The sequence below is a fragment of the Candidatus Hydrogenedentota bacterium genome (assembly GCA_035416745.1).
Classification (GTDB): domain Bacteria; phylum Hydrogenedentota; class Hydrogenedentia; order Hydrogenedentales; family SLHB01; genus UBA2224.
On sequence record DAOLNV010000009.1, the window covers coordinates 62,673 to 74,696 of the forward strand.

The 12,024-nt window shown below is 62.1% G+C and carries 6 protein-coding genes; 2 read left to right on the top strand and 4 right to left on the bottom strand.

Annotated features, from left to right (window positions below; all coding sequences use genetic code 11):
* Window positions 1–24 precede the first annotated feature (24 nt).
* Window positions 25–1,266, top strand: coding sequence for an aminotransferase class III-fold pyridoxal phosphate-dependent enzyme (locus PLJ71_05300; GenBank protein HQM48081.1), 1,242 nt, complete (start codon window positions 25–27; stop codon window positions 1,264–1,266).
* A 5-nt stretch (window positions 1,267–1,271) separates the two neighbouring features.
* Here the strand turns inward: PLJ71_05300 and PLJ71_05305 are convergent, their stop codons facing one another.
* The 3 genes from PLJ71_05305 to PLJ71_05315 all read right to left on the bottom strand — a co-directional run bounded on the left by PLJ71_05305 (window position 1,272) and on the right by PLJ71_05315 (window position 7,274).
* Complete coding sequence (locus PLJ71_05305; protein HQM48082.1) at window positions 1,272–3,152, bottom strand: RecQ family ATP-dependent DNA helicase; 1,881 nt, start codon at window positions 3,150–3,152, stop codon at window positions 1,272–1,274.
* Between the two features lie 64 nt (window positions 3,153–3,216).
* Window positions 3,217–4,440 (bottom strand): PQQ-binding-like beta-propeller repeat protein, encoded by a 1,224-nt coding sequence (locus PLJ71_05310; GenBank protein ID HQM48083.1) that lies wholly within the window; start codon window positions 4,438–4,440, stop codon window positions 3,217–3,219.
* Window positions 4,441–4,454: 14 nt separating this feature from the next.
* Complete coding sequence (locus tag PLJ71_05315) at window positions 4,455–7,274, bottom strand: PQQ-binding-like beta-propeller repeat protein (protein HQM48084.1); 2,820 nt, start codon at window positions 7,272–7,274, stop codon at window positions 4,455–4,457.
* A gap of 681 nt (window positions 7,275–7,955) precedes the next feature.
* Between PLJ71_05315 and PLJ71_05320 the strand changes: the two genes are divergently transcribed.
* On the top strand, window positions 7,956–10,586 hold the full coding sequence (locus tag PLJ71_05320; protein HQM48085.1) for a DUF6067 family protein: 2,631 nt from the start codon (window positions 7,956–7,958) through the stop codon (window positions 10,584–10,586).
* On the opposite strand, the gene PLJ71_05325 is transcribed toward PLJ71_05320, so the two are convergent.
* A complete protein-coding gene (locus tag PLJ71_05325) occupies window positions 10,580–11,737 on the bottom strand; it encodes a uroporphyrinogen decarboxylase family protein (protein HQM48086.1) in 1,158 nt (385 codons plus the stop codon). The genes PLJ71_05320 and PLJ71_05325 overlap by 7 nt on opposite strands.
* Window positions 11,738–12,024: the final 287 nt, after the last annotated feature.

The following is a 12,024-nucleotide window of genomic DNA, read 5'->3' on the forward strand; positions in this document are numbered from 1 at the left end:
GCAGCCTGATCGGAGGAACGACCTATGGAGCGCATGACCGCACGCAGCACTGAACAATCCTGGGCCAAGTACAAGCATTACCGCAATTTCCTCGCGACCGGCACGGGAACCCTCTCCAAACGGCCTCGGTTCGAGCCCGAAGAACCCTGCTACATGGACTACGGCAAGGGCTGCCGCCTTTGGGATATCGACGGCAACGAGTACATCGATTTCCGCAACGGTCTGGGGCCCATCTCGCTCGGGTACTGCTACCCGGCCGTAAACGATGCTGTCGCGGACCAGCTCAAGAAGGGCACTGTGTTCTCGCACCCCTGCACGCTCGAGGGGGAAGTCGCGGAACGTATCGTGGAAATGGTTCCATGCGCTGAGAAAGTGCGCTATCTCAAGACGGGCGGCGAGGCCTGCGCTGCCGCGTTCAAGATTGCGCGCGCCGCAACCGGCCGCGACATCATCGCCCAATGCGGCTACAGCGGCTGGCTCAACAGCCTGGCGTCCGGCGCAAACGTCTTGCCCCGAGTCAGGGAAGACGCCCCCAAAGGCGTGCCCGTCGAGATCTCCAGGCTGCACCGGGCCATGCCATGGAATGACATGGCGCCCTACGAGGAACTGTTCGCGGAAGAGGGCGGCAATGTCGCCGCGGTCGCGGTGGCCATGGACTACGCCACCGCCGACAAAGGCCAGAAATTCCTCACGAAGCTCAGGGAGCTCACGCAGAAACACGGCGCCCTTTTGTTTCTCGACGAAATCGTGTCCGGGTTCCGCGTCGCACTTGGGGGATATCAGGATTACTGCAACGTCGATTGCGACCTCGCGGTATTCGCGAAGGGTATCTCGAATGGCCTGCCGCTATCGGTCATTGCCGGGAAGGCCGCCGTCATGGACGAACTCGAACGGGCTGTCGTGAGTTCGACCTACTCGGGCGAAGCGCTGTCGCTCGCCGCGGCCAAGGCCACCTTGAACATCTATCGCGAGCATGACGTTATCGGCCATTTCTACGCCATGGGCAAGCGTTTCCAAGCCGGCGTAAACGCGTTGTTCGAGCAGTACGAGTATCCCCTCGAAGCGCGCGGCCTCGCTCCATGTCTGGCCCTGGTTGATTGCGAACGGGGCAGAACCGTCAAAGACGCCACGAACGAGCTGTTCCGTGAGTCCTATGCCCACGGCCTCTCCCTGTATTCGGTGTGCTACATCAACTTCTCGCACCAGCAACACGATATTGACGAGGCGCTGTCACGCCTGGAAGACACGCTCAAGGCGCTGGCGTAGCTGTCTTACGAATTACGAAGGCATGCAAGGCACAACCGAATCTCGGTATCGCTGAGATCGCCGCCCGCGTACTGGCGGATGGACTTGATGCGCGTGCCGATGACCTGTCCGGCTGCCTCGGCCACGCGCGAGAACGTTTCTTCATCGACCCAGGGATAGGGCGACATGCGGCCGGCAGCGCGTAAGAACTCCTCCAGTTCACGCGCGACCCAGCGCTCGCTGCGTCCGAGATGGCGGCATACGTCCTCGACGGAGGCGTCCTGCTCAAAAAGTCCGCGTGCCGCGGCCCGGGGCGGTTTTGCCTCGCGTGACATGGCGCCCTCGGACAAGAACACGCGTTTCTTCCCCCCCTGCATGGACCCTTGGCCGGCATCCTCGAGATGTTCGCGGATCACTGTGCAGAAGACCCGCCAGTAATCGCGGCTCTTCTGTTTGCCTACACCGTGTACTCGTGCGAACGCGGCCTTGGCGACGGGTTTCTTGCGAACCATGTCGTGGAGCGTTGCGTCGCCGAATATGCGGTAGGCGGGCAAACCGCGGCCGCGCGCCTCATCCCGGCGGGTGCGCCGCAGCTTCTCGAAGAGGACCTCGTCCCAATCGCCCCCTTCGTCCAGTGACGGAACACTGGCTGGCTCGATCTGTTCCAGACGCGCGAAGACAGTATCGGCAGGTTCCTGCGACGTCCTTCCTCGATCCCTGTCGATACAGCTATCGCACGCGCCGCACCGTTTGCCCGGGTACTCCTCTCCGAAATAGTCCAGGATGGCCCGCCGCCGGCAGATCCCCTCGCCGCACGCTGCAAACATCGACTCGAGTTTCGCATCGCTGATGTCCCTCAGCTGCCGGTCCTGTTCGCCCTGTATGGCGCGCCACGTCTCGCGATCGGTGTCCTCGTAGAGGAGATAGCAGTCGGCAGGAAGGCCGTCCCGTCCGGCGCGGCCGCTCTCCTGCTGGTAATGCTCGAGCGACTGCGGCATGGCGGCGTGGGCTACGAACCGCACATCGGGTTTGTCTATACCCATGCCGAACGCGACCGTGGCAACCACGATGGCGGATTCATCGCGGAGGAAACGCTCCTGGTTCCGCTTCCGCGCATCGTCGGCCAATCCCGCGTGATACGGCAGCGCGTGATAGCCGGACCGTTTCAGAAACGAAGCCAATTGCTCGGCATCCGTCCGCCGGACGCAGTAAACGACGCCTGACTGTCCGCGATGCCTGCCCACGATGAGCTTGATTTGCTCGTGGAAGTTTGTGCGGCGGACAAACCAGTAGGTCAAGTTCGGCCGATCGAAGGAACCAACGAGCACGCGTGGAGCTTCGAGGCCCAAAGACCCGCCGATATCTTCCCGCACGCGCTCGGTGGCCGTGGCGGTATACGCATGGATCCGCGTCTCGGGGAATTGGTCCTTCAGACAACGCAGCGCACGGTAACTCGGCCTGAAATCGTGCCCCCACATGCTGATGCAGTGCGCTTCATCCACTACAAAATAGGATACGCCCTGCTTTCGCAGAAACTCCAGGAACCGCGCCTGCGTGAGACGCTCCGGCGACGCGTAGAGCAATCGTATCCAGCCGGACTTGGCCTCCGCTGACACCTTGCGGCGCTCCTCGGGAGATTGCGCGCTGTTAAGATAGCCTGCCGGGATGCCCCGTTGTCGCAGCCTATCCACTTGGTCTTTCATGAGGGAGATCAACGGCGACACAACGACCGCAAGACCGCCCAGAACCAGAGAAGGCGCCTGATAGCAAAGAGATTTGCCCCCGCCCGTCGGCATCACCACGAGAGAATCCCGCCCACTCAAAATGGCATCCACGGCCTCCCGCTGAAGCGGGCGGAAAGCATCGAATCCCCAATATTCGCGGAGTATGCGTCTGATGCGGTCCATACAGGGCGAAAGAGTACCAGATCAGGGGGAGGCAGCCCAAACCGCGGCATCACCAAAAACGGCTTCACCGGAAACAGTACACGGCCCCCGTATCGGTGCTTACGTAAAGGGCCCCATTGGCGGCCGCGAGCCCGTGGGCAAGCCCCTCGACGGCAAGCGTCGCCATGCACCGCCCGTCCTGCGTGTCAAAGGCCGCCACGGCGTTCCCCCCGCCCGCGAACAGCACGTTGCCCGCAAGAATCAGCGTATAGGGATGGTTTGTCTCCGTGCGCCAGAGGGTCTGGCCCGTAGCGCGCTCGAGGGCCAACAGTTCCGTGTCCTTCAACACAAATGACCGGGTCTCGGTAACAACCATCGCGTTTCCCAGGGAGACCGTCGCGATCTTGTCGCGGGTATCGGCGTTGCTGAGCGTGATCCAGCCTGTCTTGTTGCCGGGCCCGTGAGCGATCTGCATGTCAGGCGTCAACAAGGCGAACACCCCGCCGCCACCCTCCAGGTTACCAAGGTGACCGCCCGTTTCGCGGTCGAAAACCATCGGCGCGCTGCGGCCCTGGGGCATGTAGAGCTTGGCGGGCGACGCGAGCATCGCCCCTTCCATCGTAACGTTGTTCATGGTCTTGCAGTACAGGCCCGAACCTTCGGGCACGCCGGTGGCCGCGTCCACGGCGCACAGGTACGCCGCTTCCCACGGCAACAGCGCCGCGCCGAAATAGGCCTTCCCACTATCAACAAGCACGCCCGTGCGCACAGGCCATAGCGGAATCATCTTGCCATCGTTGGGAATCAGACGTTGCTCCGGCGCCGGCGAGTACTTCCAGACCAGCGCCCCGTCAGACGCCTTGATGCAGTAGGCGTAACCATCGTCCGAACCGAAATACAGGTTGCCGCGTTCCCAGGACGGTGCAATACGCACCGGGCCGCCGGTCACAAATACCCACCGCACATTGCCGGTCGCGGCATCAAGACTGACCACGCAGTCCTCGGCCGACGACCCGAAATAGACCGCGCCCTCGGCCACGATTGCGTGAAAGACGGGATCGTAGTTGCGCATCGAGCGCAGCCCCACGATGCCCGCGTAGGAATCCCACTTCGCGGGTCCCGACCATGCGGGCTGAGGAGGATATGCCGGCGTATGCACCCACGCCTTGGACAGGCCGGCCGGGTTCAGCTCTTCCGCGGTTACGCCGCTGCGCTGATTGTCATGGCGGTAGGTCGGCCAATCCTCGGCGCCAGCCACTCCGAGCATACCAACCACGAGCATCGCCGTTGTCATACATCGTATCGTCATTGTCGTTTCCATGGTTATTCACCCGCCGCCGCAACACGCGGGTCGGGCTCCCTGCGAATGAAGGCCAGAGACGTTTCCAGCCAGCCGCCGCAACTGCAACCGCCGCCGCCCTCGGGAGACAGCACCATGCCGCCGCCCGCCACCGTGCTGAGCCAACATCCCGGGCGCAGCCGTTCCCATTGAGTGGCCCTGCCGGATTCCACGTCCCACATCGCCGTACGCCGCCCGCTGCCGCGGTAAATCAGGGCGCCTTCCGTGGCCGCGTAAGTTGCGCAACCTTCGTGGCGGGCCATCTGGTCCGTAACGCGCGCTCCCGTGGCCAGGTCATAGCCGCACGGCTCGAGGAATACCGTGTTTGCAACCACTACGGGATGCTGCATGTGACCGCTGTGGTCCTGCCCTGTCCAGTCATGTTCTGCGTGCCAAAGCTGTGTTCCATCGGCGGCATTGAAGCCGTAAAGATGGTACTTCTGGTTTGACAAGGCGATGACCAGCGTGCCGTTTGCATGGATAAGATAGAACACAACCGTACCGTCCTCGGTGTCAATCGGCTGCTCCCACACCACCCCGCCCGTGAGTGCATCGAGGGCAACCAGATACTGGTCCTTCCAGAGTTCCGGCGCGCCGACGCGGCGCTCGTCGCCCGCCACAACATCTTTGTTGCGGCACTCGACGAAGAACATACGGCCGTTGGCGATGGTAATCGTCGTGTCGAGAATAGTCCCGACTCCGTAACTCCAGCGCATCTCGCCGGAGGCCTTGTCCAACGCGAAGACGGCGTCGCTGCACACTTTGTGCGTTACGTCGCCCACCGCGGAATCGTACCAGCCCGACGTGGCGCCGCCCCAGTAATTGGTGTAGTGCGCGCCATCCTTGACGGAGCTGCCGTAGAGCACGTCGTCGACGTTGGCCACATACCCCCACGAGAACCCCCATCGCCCATGCGGAGCGATAACCGGATAGACCCTCGAAATGCGGCCCGCCGCCCCGTCAATCCGCCAGCAGGCATCCTCGACGGCGGCATAGACCGCCTCGCCGTCCACACACCAGTTGCTGCAGTCGCGCGGCATGTTGTAGCGCTTGAACGGCGGAACTTCCAACGACCACAGGATGGCGCCGTTGTACCCGTCCTGGGCAATGATCCGCTGCAATCCCTGCGTGAAAAGGCGGCCGTTAGCGTAGAGCGGCGCGGGAGTTCGGGGGTTTCTGTCCACCATGGCGCGCGAGCCGGGCCGCCCTATCCACTGCACCTCGAGCTGGTCGGCGCCCGTCGCGCCCAACAACGTGTCGTGGCTCCGCGCCGAGTTGTCCGGCGTGCCGTACTGATGGGTCCAGGCTCCCGCGCCGTCCAACGGAGGCCGCTCGACACGGACCCATCCGCCAATATCCTCTTCCGTAATCTCGAAGATCTTGCCGCCATCGGGACGCAGCACACGCGCGAGCTCATCGGCCATGCCCTCGGGCGAGTCACCCATGAGCCCGCGGTCAAGAACGACAAGGTTTGCGAAGAATTTCGTAAACGGCAGCTTCGCGTACGATTCCACCGCGTGCAGCGTGAGGCGCGGACCATACAGACCCGCTTCCTGAAGCGTTGTCCGGGCCGCCTCGACCTTTTCATCCCCCAGTTCCACCCCAAGAACATTTAGCTGCGTCCGCCCGGCGAGTTCACACGCTACGCCGCCATCGCCCGCGCCCAGGATGACCGCATATCCCGAGGTAATGCCGGTCTGGTCAACGATGCGCTGCGCAACCTTGGCGTTCCGGGCCGCGGCCTCCCCGTTGCCGCGCGGACCACGGGCATCCGGCAGGGATGGCACGCTGTAATTGAACATCGTGTCGCATTCGTACCATTCGGTCGCCGGCCCCTCTGCCGAGCCATCAACCGCGATACGGTACCGGTAGACGGTGTTTCGCTTGACACCCGCCACCTCAAGCGTGTGCTCGGTCCCGGGGACCTCGTCAACGATACGCTCGACCGCGTCCCCATTGCGCCACTCAAGCGCGGACGGCGCCGGTTTCGAGGTTCGCCATCCGATCCGAGCCTTCAAAGCACCTTCAAACTGCAAATAGGGACCAAGGGCGAGTCGAGTCACCCCAGGAACCAAATCGGAGTGTTCCGCGAAGTTAGCCGCAATCTCCGGTTCGGCCAGGGCCCGCTCATAGACACGCACCGCAAGCACACTGCCCTTGGTGCGAAAAAACTCGTTGTCGTCGTGATAAGCCCCGATTTCGAAAAAGGCCTTCTCGGGATACAGGACCGGTCCCGATTGTTCCCGCGACGACGCAGACAGCGAGCCGTCGACGTACAGCCGCATCTCTTTGCCATCGTACACGCCCGCGACGTGATGCCATTCGCCGCCTATAAACGGTTTCGCGGCCATCAAATACGTAAGTTTGCCGTTGCCGTCGTCCGCCCCTTTGGTCGATAGAGCCAGACAGAACCGGTCGTCGCGGAACCCGAGCATCCAGCCGGATTCCTCGGGCCCGTTGTCGCGAATAACGCCAATGAACGCCCCCCACTCCTCGGGGACATTCACTTTGACCCAGGATTCTACCGTAAACTGAGTCCGCGGCAGTCGGGCTGATTCGAGGTTTTCCGTAATCAGAAGCTGGTTCGTCTCTCCGTCCAGCCGCAGGGCCGCGGGCATATCGTCGAACTGAATGGGGCCGGCAATGGTGATGTCCATGCCGCCGGCCAGTGCTTTGGCGCGCTCGAAGTCGAGGTGCTCGGGCGTAAACTCCCAATGATGGATCAAGCCGGTCGTGACTGGCGCCGCCCACGCGGAAACACCCGCCACAACACTGGCCGCGATGACGGCAAAGATGTGCTTCATGTTCTCTCCGTTACACGTAACTTCTTCTTCAGCGCGCGAACACGCTCGTTGCCGCGCATCCCGCCGCACGGCCAACGCGGGCGCTCAAGCAAGTATCGCCGCACGAACCGCTCAGATCAAGGCCGCCCTGACTGCCCCTATCCGGATACTGTGAAGCAGGGCGGCAGGGGCACTTTGCCGTTCGGGGGGCAGTCGAGGATTTCGAGACCCCCATCGGCTGAAATAAGACCGGCGCGCCTGTATCGGGCTACAGCGCCGACGGCGCGAAACATACCAGCCCAGACCGAAGGTCTGGGGAAGCAAATCCCTCATACCACCCGGGCTGAAGGCCAGGCACATCGTTAAACCATGCGTGGAGACATTCGCATTTTACGTTGACGGGGCTGAGCGGCTTTGGCACGGTGATGTTTCGGGCCTTCAGCCCTTCCATTTTGGATTGCCGTCTTCCCGGCCCTTCGGGCCAGGCTGGTATGGGACGCGCCGTTGGCGCTGAAGAAGGCCGGGCAGTCGGGTCACATGAGCCGTGTGGTGCTGCAGCCCATCTTTCCCAGCGCTTACCGGCCGATTAAGGCGACTGCCCGGGGGCTCCGAAGAGCATTACTGCCTTTCCCGAACATCCTCCTGCCTGCTATTCTTGCATTCGCGGCATTGCATCACTCGAAATAGCAGAAGGAGCAACCAGTGATACAGGCGCGGGGAATACTGTTTTTGATGGGGGCCTTCGCGGCCGCGGCATGCGCTGAAAACCTTACCGTCACGCTCCAGCGTGGCGCTGAATTGTATGACGGCGTCGACGACGTGTTCCTATACTCGCCGCCGGTCGTGGCAAACGTCAACTACGGCGGAAATTCATCTCTCCAGGCTGGCATAAACCGTTGGAACGAACGCTATGCCGGGCTCATTCGTTTCGACCGCGGCCCCATACCCCCGAATGCCAAGGTGCTGAGCGCTTCCTTGTTTCTCTACGAACATTCCGGAGACTACCCCTCCGAAGACGTGACCATTCACGCCTGCGCTATTGCTCCCGCAAACGCCGGGTGGCTCGAGGGCGAGAATACCGGTGACCGCGTCCCTGTAGCGGGCACGCCTTGCTGGACCTTCCTGAGCTACGACGACAGGCCGTGGGCGGGGGCGCCGGGCCTCGACCAAGAAGGCGCCGACTACCTGGTTCCGCCCGCAGGAAGCGCCACCCTTCCAAAAGGCCATGACGGCTGGGTCGAATTCAAGCTCCAACCGGGTGTTGTGCAGCAATGGATCAGCCAACCCGAGACCAATGCGGGACTGCGCCTCTATCCGCTCGAAGACAAGGCACGCGGCCAGTGCATCGTGGCGTGGAGTTCTGACACCGCGGAGAACCCGTCTCTGCGGCCCAAACTGGTCGTCGAACTGGCGTTGGACGACAACGCCTGGCGCGAGTACGAGCGAGCCAGGGGCAAACAGCGGCTTGCGGCCATCATGAAACGGGCGGATGCGCTCCATGGAAAAGCAGCGGCATTCGGCTCCCCTCCCAGAACGAAAGCCGCTCTCGGCCAGCTGGACGCATCGCTTGCGAAGCTCACACAGGCTTTGAACGCGCCGGATGCCTCCGTCGACGCATTGCGAACCGCGGCCCAGGACCTACAGACCCTGGAAGAAGCCCTCAGCCGTGCTTACGACAACCTCACTGCCGCCCGCGCTGCAGCTGCCAACCAGAAGCGCGGCCTGGCAACCGACTACGCGCTCGGAGTCGCCGACAGCATGACCAACGTGCTGCGCTTGCCCGGGATGTTCGAGGGAGAATTCCCGGACTCGGCAACGATTGCCATGGCCAGAAACGAGTTCGAGCCGCTCCAAATCGTGCTCGTGCCGATTGACGACCCGCTCGAGATTGTGCGGTGGTCGGCAACGCCTTTGCAGGGGCCGGATGGAGCGGTTATCCCGGCGGAAGATGTAGCCATTTCGGTCATGGGTTACGCCAAGAAGATAAAGCCCGCCATCAACACCGAAGTCGAATGGTGGCCCGTGCCCATTCTCGATTTCATGGCGTCCGTGGATGTGCCCGCCGGCGAAGTTCAGTCCCTGTGGGTTTGCGTTCGCACGCGCGAGACCACCCCGCCGGGCGTCTACCACGGGGCCATCAAAATCGCGCCCGCGAACGTCCCCGCCAAAACCATTGGGCTGGAGGTGGAGGTATGGGATTTCGACGTGCCCAAAGAACAGCACCTGCTCACGGTCTGGGGAAATAACGAGAAGACGTTTCGCGGCATATACGGTGACCGATTTGATGATGCAATGGCACACGCCATGTTCCGGTTCTTCCTTGACCATCGTCTCGCCGTAAACACCCTGTACATGCCCCAATCCGCGGGCAAACCCATCGTTCTCGACGTCGGCTATCCCACACTCTCCGAGCCCGCCGAGTTGCGCGCCTTGTGGGACGCCGGCTCGCGCTGGTGGAACCTCGGCTACCTGCATCCCACGTTCGCAAAGGAAGCCGGTCTGTCCTTCGACGACTACATTCCCCGATTCATCGAGATGATGCGCGAATCGTTGCGCGTCGCCCAGGAAGCCGGATGGCCCAAGACCAATCTGGCCATCTATTGCTTCGATGAGGCCAAGGAGATGGACGCTGTCGCCAAGGCCGCGGCGAAACTAAAGGAGGCGTTTCCCGACATCGCGCTCATGACCACGGCCTATGACCGCAGTTATGGCGTAAAGGGAGGGCCGCTCGACGCGGCCATGGACATCTGGTGCCCTCTCACCCCGCGCTATGCCGAAGACTGGGAGCTCATCAAGGAGGGCCGAGCAAAGGGCAAGAAAGCCTGGTGGTATGTGTGTTGCGGTCCCGCCGGAAGCCATCTCAACTTTTTCAGCCAGTTTCCCGCCATTCGGCCCCGGCTCCTGATGGGCGCCGCCACATGGAAGTACCAGCCCGACGGGTTCCTTTACTACCGCGTCTCGGGATGGCGAAACTACGAGAAACCTATCGGGAGCGGGCCGCTCGCTAACGATTACAGACCGTATTACCTCCCGGGTCCAGACGGCGACGGCGAGCTGATTTGCCCCGGCCCCAACGGCCCCCTGAGCACCCTGCAATTCGAGAACATCAGGGACGGCATCGAGGATTATGAATACTACTGGGTGCTCCAGAACCTCGTGAGCAAAGTCCAAGCCACGGGCCGCACGGCCGAATCGGAAGCGCGGTTGTTGACGATCCCCGAAGATCTTCTGGCGTCGCTCACCGAGTATACCGGAGAGCCCGCGCGGCTGCGTGCCGAACGCCGCAGCATAGCCGAGGCTATCGTGCGTCTGAAAAACGCATTGAATCAATAAGCGCCGAATTCCTCGAGCGCTTCGTACATGGCGATGATGTTGCCCGGCGGCACGTCGCTCTGGATGTTGTGGATAGTGTTAAACACGTATCCGCCGCCCGGCGCCAGCGCCTCGACGTTGCGCCGGACGTCATCCTTCACTTCCTGTGGCGTCCCATGGGGCAGGACGTGCTGGGTGTCTACCCCTCCGCCCCAGAACGTGATCGCATCCCCAAAATCCCGTTTCAACGCCTGCGGCTCCATGCCCGCGGCGCTCACGTGGACCGGGTTGAGAATGTCCACGCCCGCTTCGATAAACCCCGGCAGATAGGGACGGACGTTGCCGCACGAATGGAAGAACAGCCGTGCATTCGGCGCGGCTTTCTTGATGGCCGCAAATACTCGCTCAAGATGAGGCCGGATCGTGGCCGAATACAGCTCGAACGAAATGAGCTGCGAATGCTGGGTGCCGTAGTCGTCATTTTCAACCACGATATCCACCTCGCCGCCCAACTCTCCCAGCGCCATCTGCCAGAAAGCGATTTTGAGATCCGCGAGCCTGCCGTACAGACGGTCAGCAAACTCGGGGAACATCATCGGGTCCGTCAGGGCGTTTCCCATGCCGCGAAGCCGCTGCGCCATCTCGAAAATGCCCGCGCAAAGGCCTTTGATCATCACCGCCTTGCCCTTCTGATGGAATTCGGCTGCCCGTGCGCGCAACCCCCGCACGCGAACCGGATTCCCCGCATCGGGCCAGGGATACGCCTCAATGGCCGCTGTTTCCGCAGGACGAATCCCGAGCGGGTGCTCGACTATGCTGAACCATAACCCATCTCGCTTGGGGAAATGCTGCGTCATGCCCCACTCATCGCGATAGACCCAGGTATTTCCACCATCTTCAAGTTTCTCGAACACGTCCCAATTATGACTCGTCAGCGGGAAAAGACCACGGGTATCTACGCCAAAACGATCCAGAAAATCGTCCGAGGGAATCACGGTCTGCTGCACCACATCCTGCCAGCAGGGCGCGTGCGACGGCATACCCAGATACGCCCGTACCGCTTCGTAAGCAACCCTGCTGATCCCCGTCACATGCGTGCCCGCAAGGTCCAGGGGCACTCGGTCCGGCTCGCGGTGTTCAATAGCGGTCAGAATCCGCTCGCGAGAGGTCATGTATCGCATTCTCCGCTTTCAGAACGATTAAACCCGGACAAACCAGAGCCGCCGCGGACCGCGAGAGCTCCCCGGCACATGAACCGGTTTCCTTCACCCGGATCGTACCGACCTGCCCGGGATTCCGCAACTCGCCCATCCGGGTTTCTTTCCTTCGGGTAGAGGGAACCAAACCCGCAGTTTGGAGATAGACATGTGCGTCCGGTTGTGCTTGGTTTGCTGAGCGAGTACTATGAGAATACGTGTCCAACCGGCGGCTGGGCGCATCAGAGGAGCGGGCTGCCCGG

Excerpts from the sequence above, each read along its gene's own strand:
- PLJ71_05300 (HQM48081.1), top strand. The coding sequence starts at position 25 with ATGGAGCGCATGACCGCACGCAGCACTGAACAATCCTGGGCCAAGTAC.
- PLJ71_05305 (HQM48082.1), bottom strand. The coding sequence starts at position 3,152 with ATGGACCGCATCAGACGCATACTCCGCGAATATTGGGGATTCGATGCT.
- PLJ71_05310 (HQM48083.1), bottom strand. The coding sequence starts at position 4,440 with ATGACGATACGATGTATGACAACGGCGATGCTCGTGGTTGGTATGCTC.
- PLJ71_05315 (HQM48084.1), bottom strand. The coding sequence starts at position 7,274 with ATGAAGCACATCTTTGCCGTCATCGCGGCCAGTGTTGTGGCGGGTGTT.
- PLJ71_05325 (HQM48086.1), bottom strand. The coding sequence starts at position 11,737 with ATGACCTCTCGCGAGCGGATTCTGACCGCTATTGAACACCGCGAGCCG.